Origin of the sequence: Pseudomonas phenolilytica, from assembly GCF_021432765.1 — a bacterium.
Lineage (GTDB): Bacteria > Pseudomonadota > Gammaproteobacteria > Pseudomonadales > Pseudomonadaceae > Stutzerimonas > Stutzerimonas phenolilytica.
The window spans coordinates 2,215,794-2,233,710 of record NZ_CP058908.1; the positions used below are offsets into that span (position 1 = coordinate 2,215,794).

Annotated in this window: 17 protein-coding genes and 1 pseudogene; 7 read left to right on the top strand and 11 right to left on the bottom strand. The window is 66.1% G+C overall.

The window, feature by feature from the left end; all coding sequences use genetic code 11:
- Positions 1 to 5: 5 nt before the first annotated feature.
- The 5 genes from modC to HU825_RS10760 form a co-directional block, all read right to left on the bottom strand.
- The gene (gene modC, locus HU825_RS10740) at positions 6 to 1,094 is read right to left on the bottom strand and encodes a molybdenum ABC transporter ATP-binding protein (RefSeq protein WP_054093762.1); all 1,089 of its coding nucleotides are present in this window, start codon (positions 1,092 to 1,094) and stop codon (positions 6 to 8) included.
- The gene (gene modB / locus HU825_RS10745) at positions 1,091 to 1,771 is read right to left on the bottom strand and encodes a molybdate ABC transporter permease subunit (protein ID WP_043296026.1); all 681 of its coding nucleotides are present in this window, start codon (positions 1,769 to 1,771) and stop codon (positions 1,091 to 1,093) included. Before modB ends, modC begins: the two co-directional genes overlap by 4 nt.
- Positions 1,772 to 1,775: 4 nt before the next feature.
- Positions 1,776 to 2,528 carry a molybdate ABC transporter substrate-binding protein gene (gene modA / locus HU825_RS10750; protein WP_234302005.1) on the bottom strand — a complete coding sequence of 251 codons (753 nt, stop codon included), beginning with the start codon at positions 2,526 to 2,528 and terminating at the stop codon, positions 1,776 to 1,778.
- A gap of 11 nt (positions 2,529 to 2,539) precedes the next feature.
- Positions 2,540 to 3,319, bottom strand: a complete 780-nt coding sequence (locus HU825_RS10755; RefSeq protein WP_177325145.1) for a TOBE domain-containing protein — start codon at positions 3,317 to 3,319, stop codon at positions 2,540 to 2,542.
- A gap of 216 nt (positions 3,320 to 3,535) precedes the next feature.
- Positions 3,536 to 4,762, bottom strand: a complete 1,227-nt coding sequence (locus tag HU825_RS10760; RefSeq protein ID WP_138299452.1) for an MFS transporter — start codon at positions 4,760 to 4,762, stop codon at positions 3,536 to 3,538.
- A 1,405-nt stretch (positions 4,763 to 6,167) separates the two neighbouring features.
- Between HU825_RS10760 and HU825_RS18900 the strand changes: the two are divergent.
- Together HU825_RS18900 and HU825_RS18905 are read left to right on the top strand one after the other, a co-directional pair.
- A pseudogene (locus HU825_RS18900) lies at positions 6,168 to 6,245 on the top strand (hypothetical protein); the annotation flags it as partial.
- 201 nt (positions 6,246 to 6,446) lie between these two features.
- Positions 6,447 to 7,154 (top strand): methyl-accepting chemotaxis protein, encoded by a 708-nt coding sequence (locus HU825_RS18905; RefSeq protein WP_431978473.1) that lies wholly within the window; start codon positions 6,447 to 6,449, stop codon positions 7,152 to 7,154.
- A gap of 42 nt (positions 7,155 to 7,196) precedes the next feature.
- Here the strand turns inward: HU825_RS18905 and HU825_RS10770 are convergent, their stop codons facing one another.
- The 3 genes from HU825_RS10770 to HU825_RS10780 form a co-directional block, all read right to left on the bottom strand.
- Positions 7,197 to 7,859 (bottom strand): potassium channel family protein, encoded by a 663-nt coding sequence (locus HU825_RS10770; RefSeq protein ID WP_234302008.1) that lies wholly within the window; start codon positions 7,857 to 7,859, stop codon positions 7,197 to 7,199.
- A gap of 5 nt (positions 7,860 to 7,864) precedes the next feature.
- Positions 7,865 to 9,097 carry a dicarboxylate/amino acid:cation symporter gene (locus tag HU825_RS10775; protein ID WP_234302009.1) on the bottom strand — a complete coding sequence of 411 codons (1,233 nt, stop codon included), beginning with the start codon at positions 9,095 to 9,097 and terminating at the stop codon, positions 7,865 to 7,867.
- 432 nt (positions 9,098 to 9,529) lie between these two features.
- Positions 9,530 to 11,098 (bottom strand): TerC family protein, encoded by a 1,569-nt coding sequence (locus HU825_RS10780; RefSeq protein ID WP_234302010.1) that lies wholly within the window; start codon positions 11,096 to 11,098, stop codon positions 9,530 to 9,532.
- Between the two features lie 309 nt (positions 11,099 to 11,407).
- Here HU825_RS10780 and HU825_RS10785 point away from each other — a divergent pair, with 309 nt between their 5' ends.
- Positions 11,408 to 11,737 (top strand): DUF1992 domain-containing protein, encoded by a 330-nt coding sequence (locus HU825_RS10785; protein WP_234302011.1) that lies wholly within the window; start codon positions 11,408 to 11,410, stop codon positions 11,735 to 11,737.
- Positions 11,738 to 11,786: 49 nt separating this feature from the next.
- Positions 11,787 to 12,506 (top strand): SIMPL domain-containing protein, encoded by a 720-nt coding sequence (locus tag HU825_RS10790; RefSeq protein WP_043296035.1) that lies wholly within the window; start codon positions 11,787 to 11,789, stop codon positions 12,504 to 12,506.
- A gap of 268 nt (positions 12,507 to 12,774) precedes the next feature.
- On the opposite strand, the gene HU825_RS10795 is transcribed toward HU825_RS10790, so the two are convergent.
- Positions 12,775 to 13,296 (bottom strand): ankyrin repeat domain-containing protein, encoded by a 522-nt coding sequence (locus HU825_RS10795; RefSeq protein WP_054093771.1) that lies wholly within the window; start codon positions 13,294 to 13,296, stop codon positions 12,775 to 12,777.
- Between the two features lie 136 nt (positions 13,297 to 13,432).
- Positions 13,433 to 14,785, bottom strand: coding sequence for a cytochrome B6 (locus HU825_RS10800; RefSeq protein WP_234303389.1), 1,353 nt, complete (start codon positions 14,783 to 14,785; stop codon positions 13,433 to 13,435).
- Positions 14,786 to 15,118: 333 nt separating this feature from the next.
- Between HU825_RS10800 and HU825_RS10805 the strand changes: the two genes are divergently transcribed.
- Entirely contained in the window at positions 15,119 to 15,331 is a 213-nt protein-coding gene (locus HU825_RS10805) for a DUF3820 family protein (protein ID WP_054093861.1), read from the top strand.
- Here HU825_RS10805 and HU825_RS10810 read toward each other — a convergent pair whose 3' ends face one another.
- Entirely contained in the window at positions 15,332 to 15,865 is a 534-nt protein-coding gene (locus HU825_RS10810) for a hypothetical protein (RefSeq protein ID WP_234302012.1), read from the bottom strand.
- A gap of 233 nt (positions 15,866 to 16,098) precedes the next feature.
- Here HU825_RS10810 and HU825_RS10815 point away from each other — a divergent pair, with 233 nt between their 5' ends.
- Together HU825_RS10815 and HU825_RS10820 are read left to right on the top strand one after the other, a co-directional pair.
- Positions 16,099 to 16,737, top strand: coding sequence for a c-type cytochrome (locus tag HU825_RS10815; protein ID WP_156716411.1), 639 nt, complete (start codon positions 16,099 to 16,101; stop codon positions 16,735 to 16,737).
- Positions 16,738 to 16,748: 11 nt separating this feature from the next.
- Positions 16,749 to 17,672: a c-type cytochrome gene (locus HU825_RS10820; protein ID WP_234302013.1), complete on the top strand. Its 924-nt coding sequence runs from the start codon at positions 16,749 to 16,751 to the stop codon at positions 17,670 to 17,672.
- The last annotated feature ends 245 nt before the right edge of the window (positions 17,673 to 17,917 follow it).

Here is a 17,917-nt window from a genome sequence, read left to right on the forward strand (position 1 = left end):
CGGGCTCAGCCCAGCAGCGCCACCGTTTTGATCTGCGCCCACAGCGCCTTGCCGGGAACCACGCCGAGCTGGTCCGCCGAGCGCCGGGTGATGCGTGCCAGCAACGGCGTACCGCCGGCATCCAGGCGCACCAGCACGTGCGCCGGGGTGTCGGCCACCGCCAGCGCCTCGACCCGGGCCGGCAGCAGGTTGCTGATGCTGCTGCCTTCGGCACGCTCCAGCGCCAGGCTGACGTCGCGCGCGTGCACGCGAAAACGCAGGCGCTGGCCGATGGCCTGCGGGCGTTGCGAAACCAGCACCTCGCCGCCCGGAAATACCAGCCGGGTCAGGTGATAGGCGGGGTCGTGTCCGGCGATCTCACCTTCGACCACCACGCCGGCGTCGTCGCTGAAGGCGGTCGGCAGGTCGAGCCGTGCCAGCGTCTCGCGCAGCTCGCCCTGGACAATGGCCCGGCCCTGGTCGAGCAGCACCAGATGATCGGCCAGCCGCGCTACCTCGTCCGGTGAGTGGCTGACGTAGAGCACTGGAATGTCCAGCTCGTCGTGCAGGCGTTCGAGATAGGGCAGGATTTCGTGCTTGCGCTTGAGGTCCAGCGCCGCCAGCGGTTCGTCCATCAGCAGCAGGCGCGGGCTGGTGAGCAGCGCGCGGGCCATGCCGACGCGCTGACGCTCGCCGCCGGACAGCCGCGCGGGCATGCGCTCGAGCAGATGGCCGATGCCCAGCAGGTCCACTGCCTGATCCCAGGCCACGCGACGTTCCTCCGCCGCCACGCGCTTCATGCCGAACTCCAGGTTGCGCCGCACCGAGAGGTGCGTGAACAGGTTGGCGTCCTGGAACACGTAGCCGATGGCGCGCCGGTGCGGCGGCACGAACAGCCCGCGGGCGCTGTCCTGCCAGCATGCGCCGTTGATCTCCAATTGTCCGCTGGCGCCGCGTTCCAGCCCGGCCACACAGCGCAGCAGCGTGGTCTTGCCCGAACCGGAGTGGCCGAACAGCGCCGTGACGCCGCGCCCGGGCAGCGCCAGGTCGACGTCCAGGCGGAAGTCGGCATAGTCCACGCGCAGGCGGGCGCGAATTGCCTGGACGCCGCTCATCCGCGCCACCCCTGACGCTGGCGGCTGCCATACAGCGCCAGCAGCACGAGAAAGGAGAACAGCAGCATGCCACCGGCCAGCCAGTGGGCCTGGGCGTACTCCATCGCCTCGACGTGATCGTAGATCTGCACCGAAACCACGCGGGTCTTCTCGGGAATGTTGCCGCCAATCATCAGCACCACGCCGAACTCGCCGACGGTATGGGCGAAGCCGAGGATGCTGGCGGTGACGAAGCCCGGCCGCGCCAGCGGCAGCACCACGCTGAAGAAGCTGTCCCACGGGCTGGCGCGCAGCGTCGCGGCGGCTTCCAGCGGCGCATCGCCGATGGCCTCGAAGGCGTTCTGCAACGGCTGCACGACGAAGGGCATCGAATACAGCACCGAGCCGACCACCAGGCCGGCAAAGCTGAACGGCAGCAAGCCCAGGCCCAGGCTCTGGGTGAGCTGGCCGAGCAGCCCGTTCGGCCCCATCGCCACCAGCAGGTAGAAGCCCAGGACGGTCGGCGGCAGCACCAGCGGCAGCGCCACCACCGCGCCAATCGGCCCGCGCCACCTGGAATGCGTGCGCGCCAGCCACCACGCCAGCGGGGTACCGAGCAGCAACAGCAGCACGGTGGTGGTGCTGGCCAGCTTGACGGTCAGCCAGATGGCCGCGAGGTCGACGCTGTCGAGCATCATTGGTTTATGGCACCTCGTAGCCGTAGGCGCGGATCAGCGCGACGGCGCTGGCGCTCCGGAGGTAATCGAGCAGCGCGCGTGCCGCCGGATTGTGCTCGCCACGTTGCAGCAGCAGGGCGTCCTGGCGGATCGGCTGGTGCTGGTCGGCGGGCACTCGCCAGGCCGAACCGCGGGCGATGCGCCCGTCCTCGATCACCTGCGAGAGGGCGATGAAGCCCAGCTCGGCGTTACCGCTGGCGACGAACTGGTGCGTCTGGGCAATGTTCTCGCCCTGCACGAAGCGCGGTTGCAGGCGTTCGCGCAGGCCCAGCTTCTCCAGCGTCTGCAGCGCCGCGGCGCCGTAGGGTGCGGTCTTCGGGTTGGCCAGCGCCAGGTGGCGGAAGTCGCCGTCGGCAAGCACGCGGCCTTGCGGATCGACATAACCTTCGCGCGCCGACCACAGCACCAGGCTGCCGACGGCATAGGTGAAGCGGCTGCCGGTCACGCCCTGGCCTTCGTCTTCGAGGCGCTGCGGGGTCTGCTCGTCGGCCGCCAGCAGCACGTCGAACGGCGCGCCATTGTTGATCTGCGCGTAGAACTTGCCGGTGGCGCCGAAGGCCAGCACGGCACGGTGGCCGGTGTCGCGGGCGAAGGCCTCGGCGATCTTCTGCATCGGCGCGGTGAAGTTGGCGGCTACCGCCACCCGCACCTCGTCGGCGCTGGCGGTGAAGGGCAGGCAGAGCAGCAGGGTGCTGCACAGGTGAAGAAGGGGGCGCATATCGACTCCTTTCAATCGATGGCGATGATGACGTGGGACGCCTTGATCAGCGCCGTGCATGGTTGGCCAACCGCCAGGCCCAATTCCTCGGCGCTTTCGTTGGTGATCACCGCGCCGAGGGTGCGCTCGCCCGGCAGCAGCAGCTTGACCTCGCTGTTCACCGCGCCGGGCAGCAGTGCGCTGATGGTGCCGGTCAGGCGGTTGCGCGCGCTGATCTGCACCTGCGGGTCGGGCGAGAGCAGCACGAAGCTGGCCTTGATCAGTGCGATGGCGGTCTTGCCGACTTCGAGCTGCAGCTCGTCGATGCTGTCGTTGGTCAGCGTGGCGGTGATGGTCTGGCCGGCGCCGATGTCCAGGTTCAGGCTGCCATTGACGGCGCCCTTGCTGACGGCGGTGATGCGGCCGCGAAACTGGTTGCGTGCGCTGGTCTTCATGGCGATGGCCCTCAGCAGCCGGTCGATGTCGTCGAAGCCCTCGACGCCCTGGGCGACCTGGGCGAGGAAGCGTTCATACTCGGCCTGCATGCGCCGCCAGACATGCAGCATCTCGCGGCCGAAATCGGTCAGCTGCGTGCCGCCACCCTGAGCACCGCCGGCGGCGCGTATCACCAGCGGCCGTTCGGACAGGTTGTTCATCGCATCCACCGCGTCCCAGGCGGCCTTGTAGCTCAGCTTGATCGCCTTGGCGGCGCGGGTGATGGAGCCGGTGGCCTCGATCTGCTCCAGCAGGTCGATGCGCTTGCCACCCAGGTAGCCCTTGTCGCCGCGGTTGAACCAGAGTTGGCCGTCCACGCGCAGAGGCAGGTGTGCCTCACCCGTTGTTTGCTCCGCCGAGCCGGCTGGCAACCTGCTCGATTCCGAGTCACCTGAAGAACGGCTCATGAGCGATCCGCTGCTGCTGGGAAAGGTGGCATTCTGGAGCGCGCTATATCGTTTTGTATATAGCGCTGCGGAGGTATACCCGTCAGCCGGTGCTAGCGTGGGGCAGCGTCGTCGGCCGCGTTACGCTCAGCCGCAACACGGCGTGTGCGGTTCGCCGCTCGTTTGTGCGTTCGCCTGGAGCTTCCAGGCCCAGGCGAACACCAGCAGGCCGCCGACCGCAGTCGCTGCGCCGATGTAGCCGGTAGAGGTCCAGCCGAAACCGGCGCTGATCGCCAGGCCGCCGAGCCAGGGGCCGAGGGCGTTGGCGATGTTGAAGGCGGCGTGGTTGGAGGCCGCGGCGAGCGTCTGGGCATCCGCGGCGACGTCCATCAGATGGGTCTGCAGAGCCGGCGACAGCGAGACCATGGTGCCCACCGCGAATACCGCCGGAAAGATCGTCCATGTCGAATGCGCCGCGAGCGGGAATACCAGCAGCACCAGCGCGCTCCACAGCAGCAGCCAGGCGACGGCCTGAAAGCGCAGGCGGTCGAACAGCCAGCCGCCGACGACGTTGCCGATGATGCCGCCGAGGCCGAACGCGGCGAGGGCAAAGGGAATCCAGCCGGCATTGACGCGGGTGACTTCCAGCAGCGTCGGGGCCATGTAGCTGAACACGCAGAACATGCCGGCGAAACCGATCGAGCTGATCGCCAGGGCCAGCCAGACCTGCGGCCGATGGAACGCGCGGATCTCGTGCAGCGGACTGTTGCGCGGCTCGTCCTGATTGAGCGGCAGGAACAGCGCCACCAGCAGCACGGTGAGCAGTGCGATGGCGCCGACCAGGGCGAAGGCATAGCGCCAGCTCAGCCATTGGCCGAGCCAGGTGGCGATCGGGTTGCCGATCAGGATCGCCACCGTCAGGCCCATCAGCACCCGGGCCACGGCCTGGGCGCGTTTGTCCGGCGCGACCATTGAGGCAGCCACCAGCATCGCCACGCCGAAGTAGGCGCCGTGCGGCAAGCCGGTGACGAAGCGGAAGGCCATCAGCGTGTGATAGTCCGGCGCCAGGGCGCTGGCGAAGTTGCCCAGAGCGAAGAAGCCCATCAGCAGCAAGAGCAGGTGACGGCGGAACAGCCGCGAACCGAGGATCGCCAACAACGGCGCGCCGACCACCACGCCGAGCGCATAGGTGCTGATCACATGACCGACCTGCGGCTCGCTGATGGCCAGGCCGCGGGCGACCTCGGGCATCAGCCCCATGATGGCGAACTCACCGGTGCCGATGGCGAAACCACCCATGGCCAGCGCCAGTTCGATCAGCAGTACGGCGCGAGCGGAAAGGGCTGGCATCGTTGCGGTGGCTTGCGCCGTCATGGTCACCTCGAATCGAATGCAAAGGGCCGGCATTATTCACCGGCTGGCGTGGTGGTAAAGCTCTGGTTGCCGTGCCTGCCGCCGGCTCAGGCTGAATGGATTGCAGGGGCGCGCAGGAGTTCGGCGCAATCGGCGAAAAGGTTGGATGGTCGCATTTGGTGATGTTGGCAGTGCATTTTCTGACCTATCGGACAAGCGGTATGGCGGATAGCCATCTTGCGAGCCGCATCCTTGATTCCGGTCAGGGAGACTGTCTGGTCACGTCCGTATTTTGGCGCCTGAAACTGGATGTTCTGCCGTAGCCGGTGTTCACAGCCTTAGGGCTCGAGCGGCGTCGTGCAGCGCCTGCGACCCCTTCAGGACCCACTCCATGAAAAAGCTCTTCCTGCCCGCCGAAGCTCTGATGAACCGGCTCAGCTATCCGATCAAGTTCGGCTTGCTCGGGCTGCTGGTCACCGCCATCTTCGCCAGCCTGATGCTGAGCCTGGCCGGCCAGCTCAATCGCACCATCGAGCGCTCGGAGAACGAGCTGGTCGCCTCTTCGCTGTCGCGACCGATGGCCAAACTGGTGGAACTGGTGCAGCAGCACCGCGGCATGTCGTCGATGCTGCTGGGTGGAAACAGCGCGCTGGCCACGCGCCGCAGCGAGCGTGAGACGGATATCGAGGCGGCGCTGGCGCTGCTCGAGCGCACCCTGGCTGAGGACAAGCGCGCACTACCCCAATGGCAGGGGATCGGCCAGGCCTGGGACGAGATCCGTCGTGACGGCCTGAGCTGGCCGCAGAGCCGCAACTTCCAGGCGCACACCGCGCTGATCGGCAAGCTGCTGAGCTTCCAGACCCAGCTGGCCGATGCCTATGGCCTGACCTTCGATCCCGAGGCGGAAACCTTCTACCTGATGTCCGCCGCGCTGAATCACATGCCCAGCCTGATCGAGCGCATCGGCCAGCTGCGTGGCAGCGGCGCGGCCGCGCTGGCGCAGGGCAACGTCGACGATCAGCGGCGCACCGCGCTGATCGTGCTGAGCGAGCAGATCAAGACCGCCACCGGCAACATGCGCGACAGCCTGGACAAGGTCGTCGCGCTGCGCCCGGAGCTGCGTACGCGCCTTACCGAGGCGGTGACGGCGATGGACGAGCGCGGCCAGAACATCGAGCGCGTCATGCATGCGCTGGTCTTCGAAGGCGACTTCACCAGCACCACCTCGGTGCAGTTCTTCGACATGGCGACCGAGGCCATCGGCATCGGCTACAGCCAGATGCACGACGTGCTGCTGCCGACCCTGGACCAGCTGTTGCACCAGCGCATCGCCGACGCCCGCCAGGTGCTGTACCTGAACCTCGCCGTGCTGGCCGGTGTGCTCGCGGTGATCGGCTACCTGTCGGTCGGCGCCTACCTGTCGGTGATGACCAGCATCCGCAGCCTGCGCGAAGGCAGCGAGAAGCTCGCCGCCGGCGACCTCACCACGCATATCCAGCTGACGGCGCGCGACGAGCTGCGCTATGTGGCCGGCAGCTTCAACGACATGGCCGACGCCATGCGCCGGCTGATCGGCAACATCAAGGACAACTCCGACCATGTAGCCGATTCGGCACGCAGTCTGGTCGCGGCGTCCGGGCAGATTCACGTCGCCTCGCAGTGCCAGAGCGATGCCGCGGCGAGCATGGCGGCGGCGGTCGAGCAGATGACCGTGGGCATCGAGAGCATCGCGCGCAACGCCGGCGATGCCGATGCGTTGGCGCACCGTTCCGGCGAGCTGTCGCGCCAGGGTGGCGAGATCGTTGCGGCGGTGGTCGAGGAAATCAGCCAGATTGCGGTGTCGGTGGGCGATTCGGCGCGCACCGTCGCCGAGCTGGGCGAGCGCTCCGGGCAGATCTCGGCAATCGTCGGGGTGATTGGCGATATTGCCGCGCAGACCAACCTGCTGGCGCTGAATGCGGCGATTGAGGCCGCGCGCGCCGGCGAGCAGGGCCGCGGCTTCGCGGTGGTCGCCGACGAGGTGCGCAAGCTGGCTGAGCGCACCGCCCAGTCGACCAAAGAAATCTCGCAGATGGTCGCCGCGATCCAGCAGGGCACCGAGGGTGCCGTGCAGGGCATGGAGCAGGGCGTGGTGCGCGTCAACGAAGGCGTTGCCCGTGCGCAGCGGGCCGGCGAGGCGATGGGCGGTATTCGCGAGGCAGCCAATCAGGTGCTCGACACCGTGGCGGAAATCTCCAATGCGCTGCGCGAGCAGAGCGCCGCTTCCGCGGAGATCGCCCAGCAGGTCAGCACCATCGCACGCATGGCCGAGGAGAACGGCGAGGCGGTTGGCAGCAACCACCACACCGCCAGCCGCCTGAGCGACCTGGCCGGGACGCTGCTGGACAACGTCAGTCGCTTCAAGGCGAGTTGATTATGCGGCGCCGCCGGCTTTGCCGAGCGGCGCCGTCGATGTTCAGCGTCGCACGATGGTCAGACCGATCAGACGCGACACCACCAGGGCGATGTACATCACCCCGGCGATTTCCTCGAGCATCACCACGGCGCGCGCCTGCGGCGTCACGGGCAGGATGTCACCCAGGCCGACGCCGGAGAGCAGGGTGACGCTGAGGAACAGCATTTCCATCCAGCTGCGTGGCGAGTCGGGCTGCGCGGCGCCGGTGAAACTGCCGGGATAGAGCATCTGGCAGGCCATGAAGACATAGGCGAAGGCCCATGCCAGCAGCGTGAAGGTGGCGCCCACGGCGAACAGTTCGTCGGTGGTGGCGCGCTGGTCTTCGTTCATGTAGCCGATCAGGCTGACGGTCGCATAGAAATAGAAGCCGGCCTCCAGGGCGAATAGCCACAGATCGAGCCCCGGCCGCTCGACGAACACACCGACCACGTTCAGCGTGACGATCAGCGCCGCGAGACCGAAGGCCACGCCCTGCAGCGTCGGGCCACGACGCACCATGCGCAGCGCCGAGACCAGCACGATGGCGCTGAACGCGCCGAAGAACGCGCGCGGTTCGGGCAGCCCCTCCATGAACGGGTAGAGCACGATGCCCAGCAGCTGAATCAGCAGCAGGCCGGCGGACGGGTACTGCACGACGTAGTAGAACGGGTTATGGCGCTTCATGATCGTCAGGCCCGTTCCCCGGCTAGGCGCTGCACCACCACGCTGCCGGTGATGTCGCCCTGTACGTTGATCGCCGTGCGAATGGTGTCCAGCAGGCGGTCGATGGGCAGCAGAATGGCGATGGCCTCGGCCGGCAGGCCGACCGCTTGCAGCACCATCACCATCGTCACCATGCCGGCGCTGGGAATCCCCGGCGCGCCGACCGAGGCGACCATCGCGGTGAAGAACACCACGGCCTGCTGGCCGAGCGTCAGGTCGACGCCCACCAGATTGGCGACGAACAGCGCCGCGGCGGCCTCATACAGCGCGGTGCCGTCCATGTTCATGGTGGCGCCCAGCGGCAGAACGAAGCCGGCGTAGCGTTTTTCTACCTTGAGGTTCTCTTCGGCGCAGCGGATCGACACTGGCAGCGTTGCCGAGCTGGAGCTGGTGGCGAAGGCGGTGATCAGCGCATCCCGCGCGCCGCGCCAGAACCACAGCGGCGAGCGACCGGTGGTGAAGTAGAGAATCAGCGGCAGCACCACCGCGCCGTGGAACAGCGTGGTGGCGAAGATCAGCATGACGAAGCCGCCCACCGCCGAGAGCAGCGCGGCGTCCTGCTCGGCGACCAGCCGGATCAGCAGCGCGAGGATGCCCAGCGGCGCCAGCCACATGATCCAGCCGACGATGCGCAGCAGCATCTCGAGAAATTCCTGCAGCACGTTGAGGATGTTGCGGTAGCGCTCGCCACCGGCGACCAGCGCGATGCCGACGAACAGCGCGAAGACCACCACCGCCAGCACGTTGTTCGCGGCGAAGGCAGCGAACGGGTTCTGGAACAGCCCGGCGAAGAAGTGCTGGAAGAACTCCGGCAGGGTCAGCTGGCTTGCCTGGAAATCCGCCAGCTGGTCGGCGAACAGGTCCAGCGACAACCCGGCGCCTGGCTTGAAGATGTTCGCCGCCGTTAGCGCCAGCAGCATGGCCAGCGCTGTGGTGCTGGTGAAGTAGATCAGCGTGGTCAGCCACACCCGGTGGACCTGCTGGTGCTGTTGCAGGCTGGCCACGCCAACGGCGATGGAGGTGAACACCAGCGGGATCAGCACCATCTTCAGCATGCCGATGAACACGCTGGAGACCAGTCCGGCGGCATACAGCGTGCCTTCACGCAGGGCGGCTTCCTCGGGCTGGCCGCCAACGAGCCAGCCGATCAGCACGCCGAGGCAGGCGGCGACGAGAATCTGCAGGTTGAGACTGGGCATGGCGTGTCCTTGTAGTTTCTTGTTCTTGCGATGAGCAGACCGGTGCTTTGGGGCGCGGTTCGCTCGGAGGGAATGATACAGAGCGGTGGGGGAACAGCGCAGCGCTACCGGTGACTGGAGCTACAGGTTGCGCCTTGCACGGCGCGTCACGTTCTCTTGTCCGCGGAACGCCGCCTGGGCCAAGCAAAAGTAATCAAGAGAAGGCCACCCCTGCATTCGGGTCTGGCCGCTGCGCGACCAGGCTTCCCTCACTCCGGCATTGCTCCAGGGGCACGCTCCTTCCTGACTCGCTCGGCGTCCATGCCTCGCGCAACCAGCACGCCGAGCCGAGGAAAGCGTGACGTCAGACGCAAGCGGTCGCGCCACTCCCGGTGGAAAACGCTGTGCGGTTTTCCACCCTACGGTTCGGGGTTCGAGTCCCAGAGGCGCCAATCACCCCACCTGGTCGGCTGCCTCGATGCGCTTGAGCAGCACCCCAGCCACCCGCCGCTCCTTCACCTCGGTGACATGCAGCCGCCAGTCGGCATGCTCCACCTGATCGCCGATCATCGGCAGTCGATCCAGCAGACTCATCACCAGCCCCGCCAGGGTCTGGTAATCGTCGGTGACTGCCGCTCTGAACCCCAGCCGCTCGCGCAGCACCGCAAGGTTGACCGCACCGTTGACGCGATAGCCGCCGTCGACCGGCTCGATGTCCGGGCCTTCCACTTCGCTGGCGTCCGGCAGTTCACCGGCGATGGCTTCGAGGATGTCGGTCAGCGTCACCAGGCCCTCGAAGCCGCCGAATTCGTTGACCACGAAGGCAACATGCGTCGAGGCCTGGCGCATCTGTTCCAGGGCGCTGAGCACGGTGCAGCTATCGGGCAGGTTGATCGGCGTGCGCACCAGCGGTTCGATGTCCGGCGTCTGGCCGTTGAGCAGGGCACGCAGCAGTTCCTTCTTGTGCACGTAGCCCAGCGGCTCGTCCGGCGCGTCGTCGCGGGTGACCACCAGCCGTGAATGCGGCGAGTTGAGCAGCCCGGCCTGCACCTTTGCCGTTTCGTCGTCGAGATTGATGCGATCCACCTCCATGCGGTCGGTCATCACCGTGCGGATCGACTGCTCGGCCAGGTGCAGCACGCCGCTGATCATCACCCGTTCGCGGCGGTTGAACGGCGTGGCGCCGGCGCCGTCCGGGCCGAGCATGTCGGTGATCTCGTCGTCCACTTCGTCGGCTTCCAGTTTGCCGCCGAGCAGGCGCAGCACCGCATGCGCGGTGCGTTCGCGCAACGGACGGGTGCCCTGCAGGCTGCGCTTGCGGCGTGCGCGGGCCAGTTGGTTGAAGAACTCGATGGCGATCGAGAAGCCGATGGCCGCGTACAGGTAGCCCTTGGGAATGTGGTAACCCAAGCCCTCGGCGGTCAGGCTGAAGCCGATCATCATCAAAAAGCCCAGGCACAGCATGATCACCGTCGGCCGCGCGTTGACGAACGCAGTCAGCGGCTTGCTTGCCAGCAGCATCAGGGTCATCGAGATGACCACCGCGATCATCATCACCTGCAGGTGTTCGACCATGCCGACGGCGGTGATCACCGCATCGAGCGAGAACACCGCGTCGAGCACGATGATCTGCGCCACCACCGGCCAGAAGCGCGCATAGGCCTTACTGCCGCTGTGCTGCTGCATGCGACCTTCGAGGCGCTCGTGCAGCTCCATCGTCGCCTTGAACAGCAGGAACAGGCCGCCGCCGAGCATGATCAGGTCACGCCCGGAGAAGCTCTTGCCGAATATCTCGAACAGCGGCTCGGTGAGCGTGACCAGCCAGGCGATGCTCGCCAGCAGGCCGAGGCGCATCACCAGCGCCAGGCTCAGGCCGATGACGCGCGCGCGGTCGCGCTGCTCCGGCGGAAGTTTGTCCGCCAGGATCGCGATGAATACCAGGTTGTCGATACCCAGGACGATTTCCAGGACGATGAGCGTGAACAGGCCTAGCCAGGCCGTGGGATCAGCGAGCCATTCCATCGATGGGGCCTCGTGTGGTGAGGAAATAGCGCACCTGGCGTGCGCGGTGCCGGGCAACTGCTGCCGGGCCTAAGAGTGAAGTGGTTGCGTGGCCGAAGCCGGAGACGGGCGCCGCATTCGTCAGGGGCGACGAACGCGGCTGGGTACAGGGAATGTTCATGCAGCTCTTTCAGGACAAAGGAGGCGCCAGAATAAAGTCCGCGGCGGCAGCCGTCAGCGGCGATTGGTTACAGAGGTTTTCAATCTTCGGTCGTTGCAGTCCGCGCGCGCTGCGATAGGCTTGCGACAGGTTTTGGCGGAGCAGCGCGAATGAGCACCATCGACCAGGACATCGAACGACGGATCGCGCAGCAGGTCGCCGAATGGCAGCGCGGCGTCACTTCCCGCGGCGCGCCGCTGCCGATCGACAGCGCCTGGCTGCAGACGCCGCAGGGGCTGCGCCTGCCGTTCCAGGTGCTGAAGAGCGCGGGCGTACCGCCACGGGAAATCGATCTGCTGCACGAGCGCGCCCGCTTGCGCGAACGGCTGCAGGAAACGCTGGCGGAGGACGAGCGCACGGCGATGCAGCGCCGTCTGAGCGAGCTGGAACAGCACCTGGCGGTGCGTCTGGAGGCGCTGGAGCGAATCGGGCGGGGTTGATCGGTAGCGCTTTGCCGGCGCGGCGAGGCGACCAACAGGAGGAAGTGTCATGGTGCGGGTAGGATTCTTTTCGGCGGCACTGCTCGCCGCGGCGGTGGCATTTGCCGGGTGGTCAGTGGGGCAGGGCGTCGAGCGGTTTCGCCTCGCCGATCGCTCGGTGACGGTCAAGGGCCTGGCGGAGATGGACGTGAAGAGCGACTTCGCGATCTGGACGCTCGGCTTTCGTCGCGGTGGCGATGACTTTGCCGAGCTGCAGCAGCGGCTGGCGGGGGATCGCCAGGCGGTGGTTGCCTTTCTGCGCGAGCAGGGCTTCGACGAGGCGGAGATCGAAGTGCGCCCGTTGCAGGTGCAGGATCTGCTGGCGCGTGAATGGGGTTCGCAGGAAGTGGCGCTGCGCTTCAACGGCCAGGGTCAGGTGCTGGTCAAGACCGCGCGGGTCGATGCGGTGGCCGCGGCGGCGAATGCGCTCGATCCGCTGATCCAGGCCGGCGTGCAGCTGGACAGCGAAAGCGGCGGCGCCACCGGGCCGCGCTACCAGCTGCGCGGCTTCAACGAACTCAAGCCCGTTCTGCTGCAGCAGGCCACCGCCAACGCGCGCGAACAGGCGACGCGTTTCGCGGACGATGCCGGCGCACGGCTGGGCGAGTTGCGCAATGCCAACCAAGGCGTGATCCGGGTCATCGACGACGACGGCAGCGACATGGAAAGCGGCCGTACCATCGGCAAGCGCCTGCGGGTGGTCAGCACCTTCCAGTACGCGCTGGACTGACCGTGCCGCACCGTCGTTCGGCGATGGTTTGGTGTCATGGCGACGGGCTGCATTGAGGTCTGGCCGTTCCTTTCATGCCGCAGCTATCGACCAGCCTGAGGATCGGTGTCGCGGCCTTCGAGCCGGGCATGCAGGATGCGCTGGAACGGATCGACGCCGCCGATCGGGCGCTGTACGCAGCCAAGCTCGACGGACGCAATCGCATCAGCGTCGCGTCGCCGTGGGTATCGCAGAGGCTCTGCTGGTCGCCGCGCTCTAAGCCTGTGTCTCAGCCGCTCAGCCGGGCGAGCAGGGCCTGGGTGTCGGCCGCGCCCATCATCGCCGCGGCCGCCAGCGCCGTCGCGCCGCCCGCATCGCGGGCATGCGGATCGGCCCCCTGGGCAATCAGGAATTCGACGATCTCGCTGCGATTGAACATCGCGGCGATCATCAGCGCGGTGCGGCCGTCGGGGGATGCGCCCTCGACGTCGGCGCCGTGTTCCAGCAGCAGGCGGATCATCGGCAGGTCGCCCTTGAACGCGGCGCCTGCCAGTGGCGTCTGGCCGCGCGCATTGCGCAGCTGCGGATCGGCGCCGTGCTGCAACAGCAGGCGCACGGTGTCGAGATGACCGTGGTAGCTGGCGAGCATCAGCAGGCTGTCGCCGGCATGGTTGCGCAGGTTGGCCGGCAGCCCTTGGGCGAGCAGTTCGCTCAGCCGGTCGCTGTCGCCCTGGCGCGCGCAGTCGAAGACCTGTTCGGCGAAGGCGAGGGTGGCGTCGTCCAGTTCGGGGGTTGGCTTGGGCGCTTGCATGTTCGGATCCTGGGTGCTCGGCTGGCGATGGGCTCATTGTCGGCCGCCAGCACGGCGCCGGCCAAGCGGAGTCTGCCTATGCCGTGGATAGCCGCGCTTTATCCAGCGCCGCGAGAGGCGCCGGATAAGCGGTGCCTCAGAGCGTGCGCAGGAAGGCGACCAGATCGGCCTTCTCCTGCTGGCTGAGGTTGCGCTGCAAGATCAGGTTGAAGAATTCCACGCTGTCTTCGAGGGTCAGCAGGCGGCCGTCATGCAGGTACGGCGGCGACTCCTTGATGCCGCGCAGCGGGAAGGTCTTAATCGGCCCGTCGCCCACGGCCATCACACCGTTGTATTCCTGCGGCTCGTAGAAACGCTCGGTTTGCAGATCATGCATCAGGTTATCGGTGTAGTAGGGCGGTACGTGGCAACCGGCGCAGGCGCCCTTGCCATGAAAGACCTGCTCGCCGCGCAGCTCCTGCTCGCTGGCCTTGGTCGGATCGAGACGACCCTCGACGTTCAGCTTGGGTGCCGGAGGGAAGTCCAGCAGCGCCTGGAACTCGCCCATGAAGTGCACCTGGCTGCCGCGTTCGAGCACGTTCACGCCCTTCTTCGCAGCCATCACGATGTCACCATCGAAGTAGGCTGCGCGCTGCTCGAACTCGGTGAAGTCTTCCACCGTCTTCAGTGCGCGCTGTGAGCCGAAGATCTGTTGGATGTTGACACCGCGCAGGGTTGGCGTGTCGATGCGGTGGCGGAATGGCTGCGGTCGCACGTCGCCGGCCAGGTGCGTCGCGCCATTGGTATGGCCGTTGGCATGACAGTCCAGGCAGGCCACGCCGGGGTGCGGGTGCTCGCTGCGACGGTCGTCGGTGGCGTTGAACTGCTGCTGCGGAAAGGTCGTGACCAGCAGCCGCAGGCCTTCGAGCTGCTTGGGATTGAGGATGCCGTTGAACAGCTCGAAGTAGTTGCGGATGTTGACCAGCTTGCCTTGGGACACGTCGCCAAGGTCGGGGCGGGTGGTGAGAAAGATCGGCGCCGGAAATTCCGGCAGGAAATGCTCGGGCAGGTCGAAATCCAGGTCGAAGCGCGTCAGGTCGCGGTTCTCGAGCTTCTTCACCTCGTCGATCTGGAACTGCGGGAAGACCATGCCGCCTTCGGGGTGATTGGGATGCGGCAGCGGCATGAAACCGAGGGGAAAGCGCCGCTGCTCGCGAATCTGCTCGGGACTCAGCCCGGCCAGCTCGTCCCAGCTCGTGCCGTCCGCCAGCTTGACCCGCACGCCGCTCTGAACCGGTTTGCCGCGCGTCATCTTCACGCCGTCGGCGGGCTTGTCGGCAAGGTCGTAGCGTTGTTCGAGCAGTTCCCGGTGGCGCTGCATGATGCCGGCCTTCTCGCCGGCCATGCGTTGCATGATCGTGTCGAAGCGCTCAGCGATGACCACCGGCGAGTAGCTGGTGGGGATGCTGTCGGTTTCGGCGGCCTGCACGGCGGGCAACGCGAGGCTCATGGCCAGCGCGAGAAGGCCGCCGTACGAAAGTGGTGCGTTCATTTATTGTTCTCCGCAAGTGGACGGGTAAGCCGTCTGAAGGCCTAGGTCAACTCGCGGACAACGAAAAATAGACAATGCCTATGATGCCGATTGAAGGATTGTCTGGAACCTCGGGGCGCAGCGATCAACCGATCTATTTCCGGGGTTACCGGGAACGATGGCGCGCTGCCATATTTATGGCCGAGTACCTGCGGCGGGCGTTTATGCCGAATCGATAAAAGGCCAGTGGCCAGCGAACGGCCCGCCGCGGTCCTGTGGCAGTATTGCCGTCCCGCCAAGCCGAGCGCCTCGATGAAACCCGAAGACCTGCAGCGTCTGGTCACCCAGACCATGCCTTACGGCAAGTACAAGGGCCGGGTGATCGCCGATCTGCCCGGGCACTACCTCAACTGGTTCGCCCGGGTTGGCTTTCCGCCCGGCGACATCGGTCGCCTGCTGGCGCTGATGCAGGAGATCGATCACAACGGTCTCAAACCGCTGCTCGAGCCGTTGCGCCGGGGCTGATCACTCCTCTTCGAGTTCGGTTTTGAGCGCATCGAGCGCCGGTGCGGCATAGATGCCGACCTCCACCGCCAGCTGCATCACCCGTTCGACATCGCAGCTGTAGACCAGCACGGCCTGCAGTTCATCGTCCAGCGGTTCGCTGAAATCCACCAGCACGTAGCCGCCTTTCTCCGGGTAGAGGCTGCTCAGCTGCACCTGGATGCGATTAAGCGCCTTCAGCGGCTCGGTCTTGGCCAGCTGCTTGGCCTTGAGCACGAACGAGACCTGCGGACCGAACGACGCGACGATGCGCTCGAACAGCTGCTGGTAATCGTCGGCCTGGAACAGCACGGTTTCCGGAAGGCTGCCGACGACCACCCATTCGCCCAGCGGGATGGGGAAGTCGTCGTCGTAGTTGATGTCCGGGTTTGCGGCGAGAAAGGCCGCCGGGTCGGCATAGGCCTGCGCCGCTTCGTCGGCGATCTGCGCTATTTCTTCGTCGCTCATGCAGCCAGAGCCGATCAGGCGAAGCAGTTCTTCGAGTTGGTCTTTCATGGGGCAGTCCTGGTCAGGGGACGCAAGCATAACCGAGACGGAGCCGGCTACCGCGTGATCATGCCCCAGGGGGTATAGGGCACAAAGATATATTCGCAACGGTTCTAAGCTTATTCCGTTACTGGCTGAAGGGTTATGCCTGTGTTAGCTTCGGGTCGCTGCGACAGACTGCCGCACTGCCTGACGGCGCTGGAGCAGAAGAAATCAGAAAATAAACGCTGATGAGGGGTTGCATGAAAATTCCAAGCAGGGCGCTGGCCGGCACCGGTGCACTGATACTTGCGTTGCAGGTGCACGCTGCCGATGGGCAGAAAATCTACAGCCAGGGGGGCGCCAATCCGGCTGCACTGGCATGCGTGACATGTCATGGCGCCAATGGCGAAGGGATGGCGGCCAGTGGTTTTCCGCGCCTGGCAGGACTTTCCGCCGCCTACATGCGCAAGCAGTTGGAGGACATCCGCAGCGGCGCGCGCAGCGCACCTGTGATGCAGCCGCTGGCGGCCGCGCTGACGGACGAGGAGATCACCGCGGTGACCGACATGCTCGCTGCGCTGCCGGCCGTCGACGTACCGCTGGTGACGCGGGTGGAAAAGGCCGATGACCTCGGCGCGCAGCTCGCGCTACGCGGTGCCTGGGCGCGCAACATCCCCGAATGTGTTTCCTGTCACGGGCCGAGCGGCATCGGCGTCGGTGACGCCTTCCCGGCGCTGGCGGGGCAGCCCGCGCAATATATTGCTGGCCAGTTGCAGGCCTGGCGCCAGGGGACGCGCAAGAACGATCCGAATGACCTGATGGGCCATGTCGCCCGCGGGCTGACCGATGCCGAAGTCCAAGCGGTTTCGGAATATTTCGCCAATCTGAGCCAGCCATAAGGAGACTGCCGATGAACACTCTTATCCCAGCGCTCCTGGCTCTGGCTGTTGGCGCGCCGCTGCAGGCCGCCGAAAAGATCCGCATGGACGACCAGTCGCAACTGGTTGCCAGCGCCAGCAAGGCGCCGAGCGAGGCGTTTTTCCAGCCGCCGCATGAGGAGGACCTGCCGGACAATGCCTTCGGCAAGCTGGTGCAGGATGGCCGTGCCATCTTCATCGATACCCAGAAGTACGCTGCCGAATACGTCGGCAATGGCATGAACTGCACCAATTGCCACCTCGACCAGGGACGCAAGGCCAACTCTGCGCCGCTGTGGGGTGCGTATCCGATGTACCCGGCGTATCGCAAGAAGAACGACAAGGTCAACAGCTACGCCGAACGCGTACAGGGCTGCTTCCAGTTCAGCATGAACGGCAAGCCGCCGGCGGCCGACAGCCATGTGATCAACGCGCTGACGGCCTATTCCTACTGGCTGTCTACGGGCGCGCCGACCGGCCAGGAACTGCCTGGCCGCGCCTACCCCGAGGTCCCGCAACCGAAGGCAGGTTACGACATTGCCCAGGGCAGGCAGGTGTATGTCGAGCAGTGCGCGGTTTGCCACGGCGCCAATGGCGAGGGGCAGAAGGCGGGCGGCAGCTATGTGTTCCCGCCGCTCTGGGGCAAGGAGTCGTTCAACTGGGGCGCGGGGATGCACCGCATCAACACCGCTGCGGCGTTCATCAAGCAGAGCATGCCGCTGGGCAAGGGCGGCTCGCTGACCGACGAGCAGGCGTGGAACGTCGCCGCCTTCATGAACAGCCATGAGCGCCCGCAGGATCCGCGGCTGATCGAGGGATCGATCGCGAAGACCCGCGACAAATACCACGCCAACGACGGGGTGAATCTGTACGGCAAGGAGGTCAATGGCGTGCTGCTCGGCCAGGGCATCAAGTGAATCCGACTGGTTGGTCTATACACAAAGAGGGCGTCGCAAGACGCCTTCTTTGTTTTGCGACCGGGCGGTCACGGTCAGGTGTTGCGTAATTGTCGGTTTTTCCTCTGGTTTCGCTGCCAGGTTGCAGATTCTTCGGACTTTTAATGCACAATAGCCGGCATTAACCCCGGCGCTGGGAGCACTCGTACGGCCGTGGTCGACGCGCTCCGAACGTTAGAGAAACGATCAGCCAATCATTCAAGAGG